The organism is Shewanella sp. DW31, from assembly GCF_015767295.1.
Taxonomy (GTDB): domain Bacteria; phylum Pseudomonadota; class Gammaproteobacteria; order Enterobacterales; family Shewanellaceae; genus Shewanella; species Shewanella oncorhynchi.
The window spans coordinates 1-19,624 of record NZ_JADWMP020000034.1 but is presented as its reverse complement, the minus strand read 5'-3'; the positions used below and the strand labels follow the sequence as shown (position 1 = coordinate 19,624).

Genomic DNA, 19,624 nt, shown 5'->3' with positions numbered 1-19,624 from the left:
AACTCTTTATCTTAAGTACTGGTAATTCCTACCCTAAGTGCTATTTTTAATGCTGTATAGAAAGTATAAAAATAAAGTAGATCAAAATAATTACGCTATTGTCGTTCTCTTGGGAGTTTACTAGATGAAGCATTTGTCCATCAGTACTAAGTTGTTGTGGATTACATCAGCATTATTTTTATCGATAGTGGCTATTTTATCTATCAGTTTATGGTGGACACTGTCGGCTCAAAACGCGCAATTATCGGATCAAGTTCAAAATACCTTACAAACTGAAACACGGGATAAACTCGAAGCCCGCGCCGGTGAATATGGCGAAATGGTCGCTGGATTTATTAACGAAGCCTATCGTATTCCTTACTCTTTTGCCGGTATGGTGGAGAGTACGGCAGAAGAACTTCCCTTAAAGCGTGATCGTTTAGAACTCACTGTGGCGGCTGTGCTTAAGAAGAATGCGCAAGTTTCCTCCATGTATGCCCAGTTTGAACCTAATGGTTATGATGGGCTCGATACTGAGTTTCTGAATATTAATTCTAGCCACAGTGTAACGACATCGGGTGTGCTAGAGGTTTACTATACCCGTGATGATAATGGCACTGTTGCACATCAACAGGTTGAAGATTCGGCAGAAAAATACCTTACTAGCCTAAATGAATTTGGGATCCGTGATGCAGAATGGTATTTATGCGGTAAAGAAACCTTAAAGCCCTGTCTAATGGAGCCGTATTTATACGAAATCACTCCCGGTAACAAAGCATTAATGACCTCGCTAACTGTTCCTGTGCTTAAGCGTAAACAGTTTATCGGTGTGGTCGGTGTTGATTTAAACTTACCCGTCTTTCAAACCCTTATCGATAAGTTATCTAAGAGCCTCTACGATGGGCAAGCGAAAGTAACTTTATTGAGTACCCGCGGTTTAGTGGTTGCAGCAAGTCATTACAGTAAAAAGGCTCGTCCTTTAGCAGAGTCTATAAATCCAGCAATTGCCTCACAAATCATTTCGTTACACAAGAACTCGGGTTACATGGTTAATGATGATGAAATTATTGTTGCCTACCCAATTAAGATCCCTTTAGCGAATGCCGAGTGGTCCTTAGTGATCCAAGTGCCGACTGCGCAGGCGTACAAGAGTTCGATTGTGTTGAATAATGATATGGATGAAATGGCAACTTCCTTGGGAAGTTTGTTGCTCATGGTCGGTGTTGTCGTGTCGATTGCTGCTGTGATTACGATTAGCCTAGTGATCCGTAGCATTATTTCACCCTTAAAGATGATCCAAGGCCGTGTAGAACACCTAGCAAGCGCTGATGGCGATTTAACGCAATCGATAGAAGTGGACTCCCATGCAGAGTTGATTGCGTTAGCAAAAGGTTTCAACTCCTTTATTTATAAACTGAAAAACTTGATTGCCGAACTTAAAACCCTCGCGAGTCGTTCTCAGGAAGAAAGCCAAGCCTCAGCGAAAATTGCCCAGCTCACGCGTGATAGTGTCAATCGTCAATATGGTGAAATTGAGAGTGTGGTAACGGCCGTAAACCAAATGAGTGCCACCGCACTTGAGGTTGCTAAGGCGTCTGAGCAAACCGCTGCAGAAACAGAAGCTATGTCACGCAACATTCGTCACAGTGAAGAAAGTCTGACTAAGGCGATGGGCTTTGTGGCGACTATGTCTAAAGAGTCAATGGAAGCTAAGCTGGCCGTGAGTAAAGTCGCTGACAGCAGTATGAATATTAGTCGTATTCTTGAGGTGATCAGCTCCATTGCCGCACAAACAAACCTGCTGGCACTAAATGCGGCGATTGAGGCGGCGAGAGCGGGTGAACAAGGACGGGGTTTTGCTGTGGTGGCTGACGAAGTCCGTGCGCTGGCATCTAAGACTCAAAGCTCGACGAATGATATTAGTACTCTTATCGATGCACTGCAAAAAGAAGTTCAAAGTGCTTCTGGCATCATAGATAAAGGCGCTGAACGGGCACAAATGGCCGTATCTCAAACTGAGCAAGCGCTGAACTCATTGAACTCTATGGTGAGTCAGATTGAAGAAATTTCGGGCCAAGTGACCCATATTGCGGCAGCGGCAGAAGAGCAGAGCGCGGTGACTGAAGAGGTTAATCGCAATATTACAGGCATTTCTGATTCGGCTTCTGAACTTGCGCGTCTTGCGGGTGAAGCACAGCAAAGCAGTGTAGTTTTAGCAAGCTTAGTGAAGCAGCAACATGAGCAGTTAGGCAAGTTAAAAACCTAGCACTCAGATATTTGTGGAATTAGCTCATTGATTTTAAATAGGCTCTTTGATTGTGTTGCTGCTTAACATTTATCAAAGAGCCTATTTTTATGGATATTTAAATAACATCGAATAGGCTAAAAATTTAAAACAGTTCAGCGAGGGGAATGTGTAAATACACGGATATTGTGTGATAACTAGCGGAGATCAGTTTTTAGATACAAAAAAGCCCATTGAATCAATGGGCTTTTTTGTTGAATCGGGTGGTGGCCCCTCACGGACTTGAACCGTGGACCTAACGATTATGAGTCGTGTGCTCTAACCAACTGAGCTAAGGGGCCGACTTAAGGTAATCGTCATTACCTGAAGCGGGAGGAAGTATACTAAGCTTACTTACGCTTGTCACCCGTGTTTTGGCTGGAAATTCACGCAACTGATTCAATTGGTTATCTGTTAATCAACTTAAATGCTATCGTCGCCTAAATTTAAGGCTTCGATACTGTGCTTGTGCATAAATTGAGGTGATAAAGACAATAAAAAGCCCTGCATGGGCAGGGCTTCAATCCATCTTAGCTGACTTTAGGCTTGTAACGGCTTATTCATCTAAGAATGATTTTAAGATTTCTGAGCGTGAAGGGTGACGCAGTTTGCGCAGTGCCTTAGCTTCAATCTGACGAATACGTTCACGGGTCACATCGAACTGCTTACCCACTTCTTCAAGCGTGTGGTCAGTGTTCATATCGATACCAAAACGCATACGCAGCACTTTCGCTTCACGGGCGGTTAAACCTGCTAACACTTCGTGGGTGGCGTTTTTCAAGCTTTCGCTGGTCGCTGAATCCAGTGGTAATTCGAGGGTAGTATCCTCGATAAAATCACCTAAATGCGAATCTTCATCGTCACCGATTGGGGTTTCCATGGAGATAGGTTCTTTAGCGATTTTCAGTACCTTACGGATCTTATCTTCCGGCATCATCATACGCTCAGCCAGTTCTTCAGGTGAAGGCTCGCGGCCCATTTCCTGTAGCATTTGGCGAGAGATACGGTTCAGCTTGTTGATCGTTTCGATCATATGTACTGGAATACGAATCGTGCGCGCTTGGTCGGCAATAGAGCGAGTAATCGCCTGACGGATCCACCAAGTAGCATAGGTCGAAAATTTGTAACCACGACGGTATTCGAATTTATCTACGGCTTTCATTAAGCCAATGTTACCTTCTTGGATTAAGTCCAAGAATTGCAGACCACGGTTGGTGTATTTCTTCGCGATAGAAATTACCAGACGTAAGTTGGCTTCAACCATTTCTTTCTTCGCACGGCGCGCTTTGGCTTCACCGATTGACATACGGCGGTTGATGTCTTTTATGGCAGAAATTGCTAAGCCGGTTTCTTCTTCAACTGCTGCAAGCTTGGTACGACAACGAATGACGTCATCTTCAACCATTCTTAGGCCTTCGGCATAAGGTTTCGTTGAGGCTTTCTCAGTGTTGAACCAATCGAGGTTGGTTTCGTTGCCAGTGAAGAATTTGACGAAGTTTTTCTTCGGCATTTTGGCTTGTTCAACGCACAGTTTTAATACTAAACGTTCTTGAACACGCACGCGGTCCATCATAGTGCGCATGCTTTTGACTAAACGGTCAAACTGCTTAGGCACTAAGCGGAATTCTTTGAAAATTTCGCCGATTTCGAAGAGGGCTTTTACCGATTCAGGGTGTTCACGGCCCTTAGCTTCGATAATTTTCAGTGCGCTTTCGTAAGCGGCTCTAAGTTGACCGAATCTTTCTCGAGCTTCTTCAGGATCAGGCCCTTTGTTGCCTTCTTCTTCATCTTCGCTGTCATCGTCATCCTCTTCGTCATCTTCATCGTCCAGCTCTTCTTCAGATAATTCTGAGCCGATGTGAGTGGCCGTCGGGGCGACGTCATCTTCGTCCGGGTTTACAAATCCAGAGATAATATCAGATAAGCGCAGTTCGTCGGCTTCAAATTGGTCGAATTGCTCAAGGATCATAGCGATCGCTTGTGGGTATTCGGCGACTGAACTTTGAACTGTGTTGATGCCTTCTTCGATGCGTTTGGCGATAACAATTTCGCCTTCTCGGGTCAGAAGCTCAACGGTACCCATTTCACGCATGTACATGCGTACGGGATCGGTTGTGCGGCCAAGTTCGCTTTCTACTGTTGCCAGTGCTGCGGCGGCTTCTTCTGCTGCATCTTCGTCTGTGTTGTCTTCCGACATCATCATGTCATCGGCATCGGGGGCTTCTTCGAACACCCGGATACCCATGTCATTTATCATCTGGATAATATCTTCGATCTGGTCAGAATCGACCATGTCTGCAGGTAAGTGATCGTTCACTTCTGCATAGGTTAAGTAACCTTGCTCTTTACCTTTGGCAAGCAACAGCTTAAGTTGCGACTGCGGAGTATGATCCATAGATATCATCCAAGTTGGGAAACTGTTACAACGACGGACACTTAGCATAAGCCAAGTGCCGCGCAAATCGTCAATTATAGCCGTGTGCACATATCTGTGCTAGTCACTGGGGTAGCGAATGAGGACATTTTTGCCTCAGTTTAACCCTTTCATGACTGAGATCAGCTTCGAGAGCTGCATCTTCTCTTCTTTTGTATGAGTCTGTTTTAGACTCAATTCCTGATATCGTTGTTCAATATATTGATTGTTCAACCAAACCAGGGTTTGTTTAAACTTTTCGAGCAAGTTTTCATCCGCCACTTGATGGTCCCATTGGGCCAATTTATGGAGAGTGCCGCTGTAAGGGTGCTCTCGGAATTGTTCAAGTAGTTGTGCGCTGTTTAACGTTTGCTCTCGAGTCATCTCCAATAACAGTGGCAGCAATTCTATGCCTGGCATCTGCAAGTGGGCGAGTGCGGGTTGTGGGGGTAAACCCATACCCAGTTTAGGATGTTGTACTAGCAGTGCGATGGCGAGTCGCAATGGTGTACCGCGTCCTTTTAATCCTTTACTTGCCATTGGTTTAGCTTGTTTCACGCTAAAGCCTAGCTTCTTTTTCATATCTTCTGAGCTGTTCATTCCTAACTTGTGAGCTAAGTTCTCAAGCAGTAAATTTTGCAGCACAGTGTCTTGAATTTTTTCAATTAAGATAAAAGCTTGTTTCGCTAAGTTGCCTTTATCTGTACCGTATTTTGTCGCTAACGTGTCAAATAGAAACTCGGGTAGTGCAATGGCAGAGCCCATTAAGGTTTCAAATGCATCTTTACCAATTTTACGTACCATAGAATCAGGATCTTCGGCCTGAGGCAGGAACATAAATCGCACTTGATCGCCAGGCTTTAATAATGGCAATGCTGTTTCTAAGGCGCGCCATGCCGCTTCAGTACCCGCTCTGTCACCGTCGTAACAGCAAATCACTTCTTTAGCGCTGCGCAGCAAAAGCTGAAATTGCTCTGCTGTGGTCGAGGTGCCTAATGATGCGACAGCATAATCGACGCCAAATTGCGCCAATGCCACCACATCCATATAGCCTTCAACGATCAGTACTTTGTCTGGATCGCGATAGCGCTGCTTTAGTTCATAGAGACCATAAAGCTCATTGCCCTTATGAAATATGGGCGTTTCTGGAGAATTCAAGTATTTGGGTGTGCCATCACCTAAAACTCTGCCACCAAAACCAATGACTCGTCCGCGCCTGTCGCGGATAGGAAACATGAGGCGGTCACGAAATCTGTCGTAACGTTTCCCACTGTCGTTGCTAATTAACATCCCCGCAGTCAGTAACTTATCCTGCGCATCTTGATTCTGACGATAGCGGCCCAATAAGCCATCCCAACCGTCTGGCGCAAAGCCAATACCAAAATGTTCTACTACATCATCGGATAAACCGCGATAGGCAAGATAATCGATAACTTTTTGTTTATCTTGGTGTTGTCTAAGTTGGTTTTGAAAGTAAAGGCTCGCTTCTTCCATGAGTTGATATAAGTCACGGCTTAAACCGTCATCATGTCGCTTGCCTGTGCCTTGTTCTCTGGGAACCTCTAATCCAAGCTGGCCCGCCAAATCTTCAATGGCATCAATAAAATCGAGTCGGTCATACTCCATCACAAAATCGATGGCGTTGCCGTGAGCACCGCAGCCAAAGCAATGATAGAACTGTTTATCACGGCTGACGGTAAACGAAGGTGATTTTTCGCTATGAAAAGGACAACAGGCCGAGTAGTTCTTACCCGCCTTTTTCAAGGGCACCTTACGATCGATAAGTTCGACTATGTCAGTGCGAGCGATTAGCTCATTGATAAAATCACGAGGTATTGCCATTGAGTGCTTAAAATCCCGCCTTGCGCGAATTTAAACAAACAAGCCGCGCATAGGCACGGCTTGTTCATACAGTGAAACGCTAATTATTGCAATTTAGCACGGATCATAGCGCCGATAGCGCCCATGTCTGCACGTCCTTGCACTTTAGATTTCAATGCTCCCATTACTTTGCCCATATCCGCCATGGCGGATGCACCTACTTCTACAATAGTTGCATCGATGAGCGCCGCGATTTCCGCCTCTGTAAGAGGGGTAGGCAAGAAAGCTTCAATAACTTGAATCTCTGCTGCTTCCACGTCGGCCAACTCGTTACGACCCGCTGCTTCAAATTGAGCAATCGAGTCACGACGTTGTTTCACCATTTTGGTTAAGACCGCTATAACCTGTTCATCAGTCAGAGATTCGCGGGTATCCACTTCAATCTGCTTGATGGCGGCTAATGCCATACGAATAGTGCTCAAGCGCGCCTTCTCTTTGGCGATCATGGCCTGTTTCATATGGTCTTTTAGCTGATCAATTAGGCTCATATGAGATTAATATAAACGTACGCGACGTGCGTTTTCGCGAGAAAGCTTCTTAGCTAAACGTTTAACTGCAGCTGCTTTTGCGCGCTTACGTGCAGTAGTTGGCTTCTCGTAGAATTCACGAGCACGCACGTCGGCTAAAATACCAGCTTTTTCACAAGAGCGCTTGAAACGACGCAGAGCTACGTCGAATGGTTCGTTTTCACGTACTTTAATAATTGGCATACGCCATCACCCCTTAGGTGTAGGTTGTTCTGGTTCAATTGCTCGAACCAAGTCTATTTAAAATGGTGCGGAATTTTATACCGAGACACCTAGGCTTGTAAAGCCCTAAAACTGAGCTCAGTCCTATAGTGGACTCAATATGGCCTGCGCGACTGGAGTAATCGAGCGCTTGGGGGTAGAATTGGCGCCCTTTAGTTAGCAATTGATGAGACACCATGCGGGTTTTAGGTATTGAAACATCCTGTGACGAGACAGGTATCGCCGTCTATGACGATGAACTGGGCTTATTATCGCACACTTTATACAGTCAGGTTAAGCTGCATGCTGACTATGGTGGTGTGGTGCCTGAGTTGGCGTCGCGTGACCATGTACGCAAAATTGTGCCGCTTATTCGTCAAGCGCTGAAAGATGCAAATACTGAAATTGCTGATCTCGATGGGATTGCCTATACCAAGGGGCCTGGTTTGATTGGTGCTTTGCTTGTTGGCGCTTGTGTGGGGCGGTCACTGGCGTTTGCTTGGGACAAGCCTGCAATCGGTGTTCACCATATGGAAGGACATCTACTGGCGCCTATGCTTGAAGATGACGCGCCCGAGTTCCCATTTGTGGCCTTATTGGTCTCTGGTGGCCATTCTATGTTGGTTAAAGTCGATGGAATTGGCCGCTATGAAGTATTAGGCGAGTCTGTTGATGATGCTGCGGGTGAAGCGTTTGATAAAACAGCTAAGTTAATGGGGCTGGATTATCCCGGCGGTCCGCGTTTAGCAAAGCTTGCTGCTAAAGGTTTACCTGCAGGGTATAAGTTTCCGCGGCCTATGACCGATAGACCTGGACTCGATTTTAGCTTTTCGGGTCTAAAAACTTTTACCGCTAATACCATTGCTGCCGAACCTAAGGATGAACAGACTCGAGCCAATATTGCTCGTGCTTTTGAAGAAGCTGTGGTTGATACGCTAGCGATTAAATGCCGCCGTGCACTGAAGCAAACAGGCTATAACCGCTTAGTGATTGCCGGTGGCGTGAGTGCGAATACGCGCTTAAGAGAAACCTTGGCTGAAATGATGAGCTCGCTTGGTGGACAAGTGTTTTATCCCCGTGGTGAGTTTTGTACCGATAACGGCGCCATGATTGCCTTTGCAGGATTGCAGCGTTTAAAGGCGGGACAGCACGAAGATTTGGCGGTAAAAGGTCAGCCAAGATGGCCGTTAGATACCTTGCCGCCTGTGGCATAAAACGCCTTTGATGTTGATAGGTTATGTTGAAACAAAAAAGCTGCGCTTATAGCGCAGCTTTTTATTGGAATAATGTTGTCACATTAAGATTTTTTAGGCGTTTTTTTACGTGAAACTTTGGACTCTTCACCTTTAAGTAGCCGTTGGATATTGTCTTTATGACGAATAATGATAAGCGTCGATAGCATGGCAACGGGAATGGTAAATCTGTCGTCTAACCACCAAGTATAAAGTGGTGCAAGTAAGGCCGTCAGAATGGCTGCAAGGGACGAGTAGCGGCTAATTAAGAGGAGGACAATCCAAGATGCCATTAAGCAAATGGCTAAATCATCGCCAATGGGAGCCATAGCACCAAAAGCTGTTGCGACACCTTTCCCCCCCTTAAATCCAAAAAATACGGGATAAATATGCCCAAGGCAGGCAGCGATAGCGATAAGTCCGAGTGAGACTGCATCTATGCCCATCAGATAGGCTAAATAAGATGGTAGGGCGCCTTTGAGCATGTCAAAAAACAACACCATGGCAGCCGAACTCGCGCCGCCAATTCGCAGTACATTGGTGGCTCCCGGATTACCTGAACCCTGTAATCTTGGATCGGGTAAACCCCTCATTCTACAAACCAGCACAGCACTCGAGATTGAACCTGCCAAATAGGCGGCCAAAATCATCAAAAGTGTCAGTGTTAATGGACTCACATTGGTTTCCTTACGCGTCTTAAGGTATTATCGCGCAACAATTTAAAAAGCTGACTCAGTTGTCAATCCCGCTATAGGTTTGTGGAATAACTCGCCCATTTGAGGTTGAGATATTTTCTGAATGAGCAAATCCTTTTAGGGCGTTATCCTACTGTGGATTGGCTCGAGTAGAAAGCAAATTAGTTATCTGTCAGAAGATTGCGGATTATACAGCTAGGATCGCTTTTAGCTTATCAGACCTCATAGTAGTAAGTTAGTTGGAGAAAGCATGGATAAAGTACTTATACGGCAATTACGCGTCGATACTGTGATTGGTGTCTATGAGTGGGAAAAGACAATCCATCAAAGCCTGTTGCTAGATTTAGATATGGCGTGGGATAACAAACCTGCTGCCGCGACAGACGATTATCAATATGCGCTTTGCTATGAGACAGTTTCCAATCGATTAACAGAACTTATTACTGAGCATCCAATCGAGTTAATCGAAACGGTTGCCGAGCGCGTAGCGGATTGCTTACTTCAAGAATTTAACGTGACTTGGGTGAAAGTTGTCGTGATGAAGCCGGGGGCTGTCGCCACTGCTGCGTCGGTTGGCGTTGAGATCGAGCGTTCACGTTAGATAAGAGATTGATCAACTCGACTGTTGATTAAGAAATCATGTTTATCTTCAGATAAATCGGACATTGCATGGCACGTATTTATATCAGTCTAGGTAGCAATATCGAGCCTGAACAGCATCTGCAAGCGGGATTAATATCGCTGCGAGCGTGTTTTGGGCCGCTGCGCCTCTCTTCTATGTATGAAAGTGAAGCGGTAGGTTTTAGTGGCACTAACTTTTTGAATATGGTTGCTAGTGCTGAAACTGACCTTAATATTGCTGCGGTAGTTGCGCAGTTTAAGCAAATCGAGCAGAATCACGGCCGGCTTGTCGGGGCGAAGAAATTTAGCCCAAGAACTTTAGATTTAGACCTGCTGCTTTATGACCATGTGGTATGTGAAACGCCCGTTACGCTCCCCCGTGCAGAGATAGTTAATAATGCTTTTGTGTTATGGCCATTAGCCGAGTTAGCGCCGGAATTGATTCATCCCGTGGTTGATAAAAGCTATGCCAGTTTGTGGCAAGAGTATGATAAAGAGTCACAGCGACTTTGGCCTGTGATGTTTGAATGGCCCCAAGGGCTGACGTTTTAATTTATTGATAGGATTGTCATGGATACGTTTCAGGTCATTATTTTAGCGCTTATTCAAGGGCTAACTGAGTTTTTGCCTATTTCTAGTTCTGCCCACTTAATTCTGCCTGCTCAGCTTTTAGGCTGGGAAGATCAAGGTTTGTCATTCGACGTGGCGGTGAATACGGGGTCGTTATTTGCTGTGGTGATTTATTTTAGACACGAGTTATGGACTATGTTTAATGCTTGGGTTGCAAGCATTTTTAAAGGTCAGCAATCCGAAGACAGCAAGCTGGCATGGTGGATTATTCTTGCGACGTTACCCGCTGTATTTTTTGGTTTTATGGCTAAGGATTTTATTGCAACTCACCTACGTAATACAGAGGTTATCGCGGTCACGACAGTCGTTTTTGGTTTATTGCTGTGGTGGGCTGATAAGATGTCGCGCCGCGATTTAACAATCTATCAGACTGGATGGCGCAAAGCCTTGTTAATTGGTTTCGCCCAGGCGCTTGCTTTAATCCCTGGAACTTCACGTTCTGGTGCCACTATGACCGCGGCGCTAATGCTAGGTTTGAGTCGAGATGCTGCGGCTCGCTTCTCATTCTTAATGTCAGTGCCAGTGAGCTTAGGCGCGGCAATTTTAGTGGGTAAAGATTTGGCGGAAAGCGCGCTGCCAATTGATTATCAAGCATTGATCTTAGGCACTTTGATTTCCTTTGTTGCAGCTTATGCATGTATTCATTATTTCTTGAAAATCATCAGCCGCATGGGAATGACCCCGTTTGTTATTTACCGTTTGGCACTGGGTGCTGTGCTGTGTGGATTTATTTTTTTGTAGTCATTCCAGCTTAGTCATCATAGTGAAATTATAAATAATAGAATCGGGTCAAGTACCCGATTTTTGTTTTTGGAGCTTCCTCATTTTTCTGAAGCTTAACTTATTTTTGGAGCTTTATATGGGTCTCGAATATCAGTGTCCAACCTGCGGACTTGCGTTAAAACAACACAAAGCCTCCCAAGGTTTTTATTGTGCAAATAAGCATCATTTTGATCGAAATGAGCAAGGTTATTGGGTTTTTACTAAACCACAACGCCAAAAGCCGACAGGGGATTCGCGCGAGCAAGTTAGGGCTAAGCGTTTTCTTCTCGAATCAGGCATCTTTTCGCCTTTAATCGATAAATTGGCTGAGATAATCACCGGCTCTATCAAGCCTGACGCTTGTTTATTGGATTATGAATGCGCTGAGGGCTTCTATTTACGTGCTTTAGCCTCCAAGTTGGCAGAGGTCGAAAATCCGCGAAACGTCCAGTACGTGGGTGTAGCGGACGCAGAAAATGCTATTTTTGCTGCAGCAAAAGCGCAGACTCCTGGGATCTTGTGTTTAAGCTCTTCTAAAAAATTACCCTTTGCCGATAATTGTGTGGATTTTATTACTGTTATTGATAGGCCGTTAAAGGGAAAAGAGTCTGTCAGGGTATTGAAAGACGATGGGACCATGTTACTGGTTATGCCTGGGCCACGACATCTATGGCAACTCAGAGAATATATTTATTCCGACTTGGCTGAAAAACCTTTCCAAGTGAATTTACCCTCAGCATTATTGGTAAAAGAAACTCAGTCACTGCGCTTTACTTTATCAGTTACAGGTGAACAGGCATTAACGTTATTGGATATGGCACCCTATGCGTGGCGTGCAACTGACAAGATGAAACACGATATTCAAGCTAATCATTTTGAGTCGCTAGAAATTGACTATGTATTAGTCTTGGCACATAAACGCGTGAGTGAATCGCTATAGGTTAAAACTTGCAGTCGATGCGGTTAATTTTAAGACAATTCATAGGCTTAGTTAGATGGTTTTTTGATGCTTTAAAAGGCTATATTACTCAAACCTATGATTCTGTTTGACGTTTTTATGTTGCTCTTATGTTGGATAGGCTGAAGGTGTTATTATTTTTAACTTTAGGCCTATTTGTTCAGTGACAAAGACAACCTTCTTATTGCTTTTGTTTTCCATATAGCCTCGATTTTTTTATCTATAGCTGTTCTTTAAATTACTAGCTTTCACTTCCCATAAATACATTTTTTATGATAAATGAGGCTGATTGTTAGGGATGCTTAAAAACGCAAACGAGAAGTTTAGATTAATAACGCGACTTTATTTAAAAGAGGAATAACACTCGTTTATACAGAAGTATGTCAAGGCTAACTTTTAGGGGGAGGTAGGCGAATCGCCTTTAACATGCCTTTGGAAGTTTAAAACCAATTTAGCGATTTTGTATTGTCGCATTCGCTATTCTTAGCATGGCAATCTTGAATTGCAGGCATAAAAAAAGGCTTAGATTGATGTGCTTATCGCTTTCATCTTTCTTAAGCCTTTTGTCTTAACTTACTAAATAGTAAGCTAAATTACCTTTCATTACTTCTTGTAACGAGAAGCAACGTTGTCTAAACGGTCGTTTGCGCGTTTAGCTTCTGCTTGTGCGTCCATAGATGCTGCTTTTGCATCTTTAACGTCTGCAGACAGTTTGCTTTGCTCTGATTTCAGAGAACCAACATCAGCTGACAATTGATCAACTTTGTTGCCCAGAGTTGCAACGCTTTCTTCCAGAGCAGTAGTGTTCGCGCAACCACCTAGTAGGGCAGTCATTGCTAAACCAGCAATCATCAGTACTTTTTTGTTCATTGTAAAAAATCCCTTAAAATAGGTTGGATTTGAATGTTTCGTTACTTTGTAAGCGAAACTGCCTAATTATGACATAGCTATTTTAATTTGCTACGAATATTAATGTGTTTAACCACTATAGGCATATAAATTTTTTTTAAAAGCTTTTTTTCTATGTGATATCGACATTTCTAATCGTAAAAAGGGGCATTATTCACCATGCAGTGATGCACGACTTACAAATCCTTTACAAATTACTGGTTGTCCGTCGGCAGTTTTGTTTGCATTTTTTGTTTAAACTGACTGACGGCTTCAACTCGATGTAAATTTAAGGCTTGTTTTATCTCTGCGCCTTGGAAACCAGTGGCAATGATGGCGGCAATATCGACATTATTGGCGACAGTGAAGCACTGAGTTAAATATTCTCCCTGAGGATATGGGATGTTTTCAAATCCTGTGCGGCCGCGCATATCTGCGGTGCAAGCTAATATAAGTTGCGTTAAGCGCTCTGGTTTACGCCAAAAGTCAGCTTTATCGAATATTTTAACGATAGTTTCGGCTCTGAGCTCGAATGCCTGATGGACGTTCTGATGTTGGTCGCTGACGAGCAACGCCAGATCGCGTGCCTCATTCGGTACTCGTAAACGGGTACAGAGTGCTTTTATGAGTGGCAAGCCTTTCTGGCCGTGGCCGTGATGCTTTGGTAAATGCTCTTTTGGGCTCAGTGCTTTGCCCAAATCATGTACTAGGGCGGCAAACCGAACGCTTTTATCCTCAGTGAGCAGTGCGGCTTGAGCGAGCACCATTAAGGTATGCACGCCAGTATCTATTTCAGGATGCCATTTTTCAGGTTGAGGTATGCCAAATAAGGCGTGAATTTCAGGGAATAGGACTTCGAGTGCGGCACATTGGTGCAGTACCTCAAAAAAGACCTCTGGGTGAGGTCCGCCTAAACTTTTATCAACTTCTTGCCAAACTCGCTCCGCCGTTAAAGCGCTAAGCTCATCGCTTGCGCTAATTTGACGCATCAGTGCCAGGGTTTCTGCGGCAATTTGAAATCCTAAGGCATGAAACCTTGCGGCAAAGCGGGCGACGCGTAACACTCGCAGTGGATCTTCAACGAAAGCATCCGACACATGGCGTAACAGGCGCGCGTTAATATCCTCAATACCATTAAAAGGATCATATAAGTTGCCCTTTTCATCTTGGGCGATCGCATTGATGGTTAGATCTCGGCGCAACAAATCTTGTTCTAAAGTCACATCAGGGCTGGCGTGGCAGCTAAAACCACCATAACCCAGACCAATTTTTCGTTCGGTTCGGGCTAAAGCATATTCTTGTTGATTTTTGGGATGTAGAAATACGGGGAAATCTTTACCCACTTGGCGGTAACCCTGTTGCAGCATTTGTTCTGGTGTTGCTCCAACGACGAGGTAATCTTTATCTTTAATGGGAAGATTGAGCAGGCTGTCACGTACAGCACCGCCGACGAGATATATTTTCACAGGCAAGATTCGGCTAATGTGTCATGAACATAGCTTATCACGCTCATTAAGATGATGGATAAAGTCGTCGCGAGATATTTGCGCACTTATCTGTCACATTGATGTTGCAGATATTTTGACAATAACATTGGGACGCTTTAACGTGGGGCGTTATTTTTAAATTAGGATGATTGGTGGTATGTACAAGGCCTTTTACGGACTCAGCGATAACCCTTTTTCAATTGCACCCAATCCCCATTATTTATTTCTGAGTGATAGGCACAGAGAGGCGTTAGCCCATTTAACCTATGGGTTAGGGGAAACGGGCGGCTTTGTGTTGTTAACAGGGGAAGTCGGTACGGGTAAAACAACAGTATCTCGTTGTTTGCTTGGGCAATTGCCCGACAATACCGATACTGCTTTTATCCTTAATCCGTCGTTAACTGAGCTTGAATTACTCGCAACGCTTTGTGATGAGCTTAAGATTTCCTACGGCGATAATCCTACACTCAAGCAATTGACTGATCACTTGAGCCGTTTTTTATTGGCAAATCACAGCAAAGGTCGTAATACCGTGCTCATTATCGATGAAGCACAGCATTTACGTCCTGAGGTGCTGGAGCAATTGCGTCTTCTGACCAATTTGGAGACGGACACTAAGAAGTTACTGCAGGTGATTTTAATCGGTCAGCCGGAATTACAGCTGTTATTGAAGCGCCAAGAATTGCGTCAGTTAGCCCAGCGGATCACGGCTCGTTATCATTTATTGCCGCTCAATGAAGATGAAATCGCCCTCTATGTGCTGCATCGTTTGCAAGTGGCAGGGCGGTTTGAGCCTTTATTCACCCGTAAAGCCGTTAACGTTTTGCAGAAATACAGCGGCGGCATCCCTCGATTAATTAACCTTTTATGTGAACGTTCACTGATGGCAGGCTATGCACAATCGCGGGTGCCCATAGATCATCATATGGTGCGGCAAGCCGCGGCTGAAGTATTAGGTGAAGAAGAACCGACTCAAAATAGGTATCTGTGGCCGACAGCAACCGCTGCGGCGTTATGTGTTGCGTTTGGTGTGTCTTATTGGTTATTTACTGATAAGTCAGTCAATACGGCGCCAGCGTCCAATTTGGTTACTGAGTCTGTGCCAACAAATGTGGCGTCATTAAATGCTCAAACCTTGGGTGGTGAAGGCGTCGCTGATAAGTCAGTAAAACCGACTAATCAACCAAGCGGTCAGACTTCCATTCCCGATCCTAATCAACGTCTGTTAAACGAGGCGATTAATCAGAGTCGCAATATCGATACTGCTTTTGCAGGTTTGTTTAGCGTGTGGGGCAAAGTGCCCTATAAAGGCTTGACGGCTTGCCAATCGGCGGTTGAGCAAGGATTAGCTTGCTATCAACAGCAGGGTAACTGGATGTCACTGACTCGGCTTAATTATCCGGCTGTCGTGTATTTGGTTGATGACAAGCAACAAGATTTTTATGGTGCAGTGCTTGCGGTAGAGGGGGAACAATTACTGATGCAACTGGGTGAGCAGCAACTTTGGGTTGATAGAGCTTGGTTTAATCAACATTTCAGTGGCACCTTCGAAATATTATGGCAAGCACCTAATTTGCCTATGATGGATATCAGTCAAAAATCGAGTCCTGGTCAATTACAGTGGTTAGAGAATGCGTTAGCACATGTGAATGGTCGTAGCCCCCGTCGGGTTAATCAATTTGATGTGCAATTGGAAAATGATCTTAAAACCTTCCAAAGTCAGCATGGATTAAAAGCCGATGGTATTGCAGGGAATCAAACATTAGTGAGATTAAATTTGTATTTAAGTCAGCAAGGCCCACGGTTAACTGATGATGGGGGGCGCAGCTGATGTCCATTTTACTCGATGCCGTAACCCGCAATAAACAACAGCAACAATCACCGTTACCTGATGCTGTGATGACGCCAAGGGCGAATTATCCACAGCCACGTAAATCGGGTGTGCCGATAGGAAAACTGTCTATATTAGTCGTTGCAGTTGCCGCTGGAATTGGTGTGGCTTGGGGATTAAGCGTTTGGGATAAAACTCGACCTCCCCAAAGTGATACTGTGGCAGTGGCTAACATACTGCCATCAACTTCATCATTGCCACCCTCGACTGGGATTAAAAATGAGCTTCAGTCTACGGTAGGAGCTGCCTCTGAGCTCCAAGTTGAGCCCAGTGCTGCTTCAGGTGTTCGGCTTGCTGGGAAAGTGGCGCTTCCTCGGACGCAGACTTTACCCGAGCTAACGGTATCGCCGCAATTTCAGGCTGAGACTGTAGTATCAAATGCGCCTGAAATGAATGCTAGCGCGAATATAACGACCAATTCTGTTGGTATGCCAGCTCAAAGTGATAGCAATTCGGGTTTTAGTGATTCAAGCTACGCAGATTATATGTCGACGTCAGCCCAAGTCGATGCGGCAAGTCAGGAAGCGGTTGTGCCAGCAGAGACGCAATCACAGCAGCCTATGATGTTAGGCGCTAATGCCAATGAGTCGGGTCTAGCGAGTCTTGAAGCCCTGCGTCAGCAAGTCAGTGCCGCGGCGGAAGATGTCGGTTTAGAGACCAATAAAAGTCGCGATGAAGATAAGTTAGTGGCTTCCTTTCAAAATGCATTAAAGGATGTGGAATATGTTAATGCTGCAGAGACGAATGTCACTGAAGCTAAATTAGATCCGATCCCCAAAACTGCTGTGGATGAAATTCCGAAATACGGCCAATTACCTGCAGGTCTGCAATTACAAGTGCCTGAATTTAATATCGTTGCTCATGTTTATTCCAGCGACCCTGCCCAGAGATGGCTGAATGTAGACGGTGCTGAGTTACAAGAAGGGGATATGATTGCTGGTAAGCTGAAAATCATCTCTATTCGTCCAAGGGACATAGTGTTAGATATTCAAGGAACCCAGTTTAAAGTGCCCGCAATCTAATCAGGTATTACGATAAGTCATGCTAGCGGTTATTTGTGGTAACAATAAATAAGTAGTTGATAAAAAAGGCGCACTAGGCGCCTTTTTTGATCTTAGTGAATCTCAACTTAATCAAACAGTCTGTTGGCTAAGAATAGGGTCAGTGCGTAACCGACGCTGTAGCAGAGGAAAAGTGCAGGAACATATTTCAAGTAACTCACAAAAGTCAGTTCTTTTACTTTACTCATGGCTACAATACCTGATGCTGAACCGATAATCAGCAGTGAACCACCTACCCCGACGCTGTAAGTCAAGCCAAGCCATTCAGGAGTACTCAGCACTGGATTGGCTTTTAACAATGCCGCCGTTAGCGGTACGTTATCAATTAAGGCTGAGCCCATACCCGTGACGAAGTTAGAGATGTTTGGATTAAACTGAGTATAAGCTTCAGTCAACATGTCTAAGGTGCCAATTTCTTTAAGCATACCAACGAGCAGTAAAATACCTAAGAAGAACAACAGGGTGTCGTATTCAACTTGGCGAATATACTCTAGGATCTTGATTTCTTCTTTATCACTGCGCGTGGTATGGCCAATCAGGAACATAATTGATAGACCCGTTAAGAAGGTTAACACTGGCGGGATACCAAACAATATGTTGAGTAGCATGGTCATTAAAATGGTGCAGAAGAAGACGAGGGCAATCAATACATCAACGGTTTGATAAGTATGTTTGATTGGCGTCGTGCTCACAACACCTTCGGCTTTGAGTGAGAACAGGGTTGCCAGTAAAATCACGCTCACGGCCGATGGGATAAATAACATCAGCAGTTCAGACATATGCACATGTCCAGCTAAGAAGATCATCAGTGTCGTCACATCGCCAGTGATCAGGGCTACACCGCCTGAGTTCACCGCGAATATAATCAACACTGCCATTCTACGGCGCATTTGCTTGTCGAGTTTAAAGGTGGTTAATAAACCTAAAGACACTAAAGTCGCGGTGACGTTATCACAAAATGCTGAGAGCACGAGTGCGAATAGGGCGACTTGGATCATTAACATACGCACTGATACTTTCTGCGGAAACAGCTTTTGCACCATGATTTGGATCATACCCTTAGCATTCAAATATGCTACGAAGGTCATGGTCGACATCAGAAAGAGCCAAAGTGTGGCAATCTCGAGCAAATTTTCATTGAGCTGATGGGCAACGATTTTCTCATTAGCCGGTTCCCCTGCAGCCATAAACAGCGCTACCCAAGAGATACAACCAAAGAATAAGGTGGTTTTTGCTTTATTAAGGTGGGTCACTTCTTCGAAAATAATACTGAGCAATGCGAGCACGGCCAGTAAGATGAGAAAGGTATTTAACATAACTGCAATTCCAACTGCTGTTTTGATGTCGTAGGGCGACTTGAGTCAACCTAAAGATTGGGCATATCAAGGCTAAATTAAGCTAGCCGTGTTAGCGCGTGCGGATCAGAACATAATGGGCTAGAGAACGCAACTGTTAGCTGTAACTCAATTTAATGCTTCTTTGTGATGTCCATCTCATGCTTTTTGGTTGCTAATTAGTTTTATATATTGGTTATTGTGATTATTGCAGCGTTATTAACTGTATTGTTTGATTTGATTACCGCGTTAAAAGTGAGATCTACGATTAAAGTCTAAGCAGTTAGTTTGCATATTCTTCAATTAATTTTTATTCAGGTCGATATTCCTGAATTGTCATGCCTATGTAGGCAGGCATTTTTAATGCTTGCCTTTTGAATGAGTGCCACTCGGAAGTAGAGTGCTCTTAGCACTCAGTCCCGCAGAATTCTGCGTCTTGAGCTTGTTTGGGTATCAATAATGGATATTGTGTTTTTGAAGTAGAGGAAAATGAGATTTGTTATCCGGAGTCTTTTGCTTTTAGGCTCACTCGTTTGGTTAATATATTGTGGCAAGCAGCTTATTGCGCTGGGCGTGATGGGGTGGCCTTAGCACGTTATTGAGCATATCAACTTGACCTTACAATTCATGGAGGCTGGGATAATATTTAAATCGGCTTTAGGTTCTAAAAAGTCTGATCGTTATTAAAGCGACACAAAGCTAACTAACCTGAGATCGGTTTAACAAGCCATAACTGTAATAGCATTAAACTCTGCGTTAGTGAGGTTCAGTTGTGGCTTA

16 protein-coding genes and 1 tRNA gene are annotated in these 19,624 nt (G+C 44.4%); 8 read left to right on the top strand and 9 right to left on the bottom strand.

Annotated features, from left to right (window positions below; translation table 11 throughout):
* Positions 1 to 124: 124 nt before the first annotated feature.
* The gene (locus tag GWI56_RS20550; protein ID WP_198573917.1) at positions 125 to 2,245 is read left to right on the top strand and encodes a methyl-accepting chemotaxis protein; all 2,121 of its coding nucleotides are present in this window, start codon (positions 125 to 127) and stop codon (positions 2,243 to 2,245) included.
* Positions 2,246 to 2,488: 243 nt separating this feature from the next.
* Here GWI56_RS20550 and GWI56_RS20545 read toward each other — a convergent pair.
* The 5 genes from GWI56_RS20545 to rpsU all read right to left on the bottom strand — a co-directional run bounded on the left by GWI56_RS20545 (position 2,489) and on the right by rpsU (position 7,267).
* A tRNA-Ile gene (locus GWI56_RS20545) sits at positions 2,489 to 2,565 on the bottom strand.
* A 254-nt stretch (positions 2,566 to 2,819) separates the two neighbouring features.
* Positions 2,820 to 4,658: an RNA polymerase sigma factor RpoD gene (rpoD, locus tag GWI56_RS20540; protein ID WP_105249892.1), complete on the bottom strand. Its 1,839-nt coding sequence runs from the start codon at positions 4,656 to 4,658 to the stop codon at positions 2,820 to 2,822.
* Positions 4,659 to 4,793: 135 nt separating this feature from the next.
* On the bottom strand, positions 4,794 to 6,518 hold the full coding sequence (gene dnaG, locus GWI56_RS20535; protein WP_198573916.1) for a DNA primase: 1,725 nt from the start codon (positions 6,516 to 6,518) through the stop codon (positions 4,794 to 4,796).
* An 83-nt stretch (positions 6,519 to 6,601) separates the two neighbouring features.
* Positions 6,602 to 7,045 carry a GatB/YqeY domain-containing protein gene (locus GWI56_RS20530; RefSeq protein ID WP_028760869.1) on the bottom strand — a complete coding sequence of 148 codons (444 nt, stop codon included), beginning with the start codon at positions 7,043 to 7,045 and terminating at the stop codon, positions 6,602 to 6,604.
* A 6-nt stretch (positions 7,046 to 7,051) separates the two neighbouring features.
* On the bottom strand, positions 7,052 to 7,267 hold the full coding sequence (rpsU, locus tag GWI56_RS20525; RefSeq protein WP_006080725.1) for a 30S ribosomal protein S21: 216 nt from the start codon (positions 7,265 to 7,267) through the stop codon (positions 7,052 to 7,054).
* A gap of 215 nt (positions 7,268 to 7,482) precedes the next feature.
* Between rpsU and tsaD the strand changes: the two genes are divergently transcribed.
* Positions 7,483 to 8,499, top strand: a complete 1,017-nt coding sequence (tsaD, locus tag GWI56_RS20520) for a tRNA (adenosine(37)-N6)-threonylcarbamoyltransferase complex transferase subunit TsaD (RefSeq protein ID WP_198573915.1) — start codon at positions 7,483 to 7,485, stop codon at positions 8,497 to 8,499.
* An 83-nt stretch (positions 8,500 to 8,582) separates the two neighbouring features.
* Here the strand turns inward: tsaD and plsY are convergent, their stop codons facing one another.
* A complete protein-coding gene (plsY, locus tag GWI56_RS20515; protein WP_028760867.1) occupies positions 8,583 to 9,194 on the bottom strand; it encodes a glycerol-3-phosphate 1-O-acyltransferase PlsY in 612 nt (203 codons plus the stop codon).
* Positions 9,195 to 9,462: 268 nt separating this feature from the next.
* On the opposite strand from plsY, the gene folB reads away from it, so the two are divergent.
* From folB to GWI56_RS20495, 4 genes are all read left to right on the top strand, one after another.
* Positions 9,463 to 9,813 carry a dihydroneopterin aldolase gene (gene folB, locus GWI56_RS20510; protein WP_105249889.1) on the top strand — a complete coding sequence of 117 codons (351 nt, stop codon included), beginning with the start codon at positions 9,463 to 9,465 and terminating at the stop codon, positions 9,811 to 9,813.
* Positions 9,814 to 9,881: 68 nt separating this feature from the next.
* Entirely contained in the window at positions 9,882 to 10,385 is a 504-nt protein-coding gene (gene folK, locus GWI56_RS20505; protein WP_113940689.1) for a 2-amino-4-hydroxy-6-hydroxymethyldihydropteridine diphosphokinase, read from the top strand.
* 18 nt (positions 10,386 to 10,403) lie between these two features.
* On the top strand, positions 10,404 to 11,204 hold the full coding sequence (locus GWI56_RS20500; protein WP_173246178.1) for an undecaprenyl-diphosphate phosphatase: 801 nt from the start codon (positions 10,404 to 10,406) through the stop codon (positions 11,202 to 11,204).
* A gap of 118 nt (positions 11,205 to 11,322) precedes the next feature.
* Positions 11,323 to 12,165, top strand: coding sequence for a putative RNA methyltransferase (locus GWI56_RS20495; RefSeq protein ID WP_168823472.1), 843 nt, complete (start codon positions 11,323 to 11,325; stop codon positions 12,163 to 12,165).
* A gap of 621 nt (positions 12,166 to 12,786) precedes the next feature.
* Here GWI56_RS20495 and GWI56_RS20490 read toward each other — a convergent pair.
* The gene (locus GWI56_RS20490) at positions 12,787 to 13,053 is read right to left on the bottom strand and encodes an Lpp/OprI family alanine-zipper lipoprotein (protein ID WP_006080732.1); all 267 of its coding nucleotides are present in this window, start codon (positions 13,051 to 13,053) and stop codon (positions 12,787 to 12,789) included.
* Between the two features lie 233 nt (positions 13,054 to 13,286).
* A complete protein-coding gene (locus tag GWI56_RS20485) occupies positions 13,287 to 14,537 on the bottom strand; it encodes a multifunctional CCA addition/repair protein (protein ID WP_198573914.1) in 1,251 nt (416 codons plus the stop codon).
* 178 nt (positions 14,538 to 14,715) lie between these two features.
* Here GWI56_RS20485 and GWI56_RS20480 point away from each other — a divergent pair, with 178 nt between their 5' ends.
* Both GWI56_RS20480 and GWI56_RS20475 read left to right on the top strand, forming a co-directional pair.
* Positions 14,716 to 16,389, top strand: coding sequence for an ExeA family protein (locus tag GWI56_RS20480; RefSeq protein WP_198573913.1), 1,674 nt, complete (start codon positions 14,716 to 14,718; stop codon positions 16,387 to 16,389).
* Positions 16,389 to 17,471, top strand: coding sequence for a general secretion pathway protein GspB (locus tag GWI56_RS20475; RefSeq protein ID WP_198573912.1), 1,083 nt, complete (start codon positions 16,389 to 16,391; stop codon positions 17,469 to 17,471). The genes GWI56_RS20480 and GWI56_RS20475 overlap by 1 nt, the downstream gene beginning before the upstream one ends.
* A 107-nt stretch (positions 17,472 to 17,578) precedes the next feature.
* On the opposite strand, the gene nhaD is transcribed toward GWI56_RS20475, so the two are convergent.
* A complete protein-coding gene (nhaD, locus tag GWI56_RS20470) occupies positions 17,579 to 18,826 on the bottom strand; it encodes a sodium:proton antiporter NhaD (RefSeq protein ID WP_028760859.1) in 1,248 nt (415 codons plus the stop codon).
* Positions 18,827 to 19,624: the final 798 nt, after the last annotated feature.

Coding starts and splice junctions, on each gene's coding strand:
- GWI56_RS20550 (WP_198573917.1), top strand. CDS start 125: ATGAAGCATTTGTCCATCAGTACTAAGTTGTTGTGGATTACATCAGCA.
- rpoD (WP_105249892.1), bottom strand. CDS start 4,658: ATGGATCATACTCCGCAGTCGCAACTTAAGCTGTTGCTTGCCAAAGGT.
- dnaG (WP_198573916.1), bottom strand. CDS start 6,518: ATGGCAATACCTCGTGATTTTATCAATGAGCTAATCGCTCGCACTGAC.
- GWI56_RS20530 (WP_028760869.1), bottom strand. CDS start 7,045: ATGAGCCTAATTGATCAGCTAAAAGACCATATGAAACAGGCCATGATC.
- rpsU (WP_006080725.1), bottom strand. CDS start 7,267: ATGCCAATTATTAAAGTACGTGAAAACGAACCATTCGACGTAGCTCTG.
- tsaD (WP_198573915.1), top strand. CDS start 7,483: ATGCGGGTTTTAGGTATTGAAACATCCTGTGACGAGACAGGTATCGCC.
- folB (WP_105249889.1), top strand. CDS start 9,463: ATGGATAAAGTACTTATACGGCAATTACGCGTCGATACTGTGATTGGT.
- folK (WP_113940689.1), top strand. CDS start 9,882: ATGGCACGTATTTATATCAGTCTAGGTAGCAATATCGAGCCTGAACAG.
- GWI56_RS20500 (WP_173246178.1), top strand. CDS start 10,404: ATGGATACGTTTCAGGTCATTATTTTAGCGCTTATTCAAGGGCTAACT.
- GWI56_RS20495 (WP_168823472.1), top strand. CDS start 11,323: ATGGGTCTCGAATATCAGTGTCCAACCTGCGGACTTGCGTTAAAACAA.
- GWI56_RS20490 (WP_006080732.1), bottom strand. CDS start 13,053: ATGAACAAAAAAGTACTGATGATTGCTGGTTTAGCAATGACTGCCCTA.
- GWI56_RS20480 (WP_198573913.1), top strand. CDS start 14,716: ATGTACAAGGCCTTTTACGGACTCAGCGATAACCCTTTTTCAATTGCA.
- GWI56_RS20475 (WP_198573912.1), top strand. CDS start 16,389: ATGTCCATTTTACTCGATGCCGTAACCCGCAATAAACAACAGCAACAA.
- nhaD (WP_028760859.1), bottom strand. CDS start 18,826: ATGTTAAATACCTTTCTCATCTTACTGGCCGTGCTCGCATTGCTCAGT.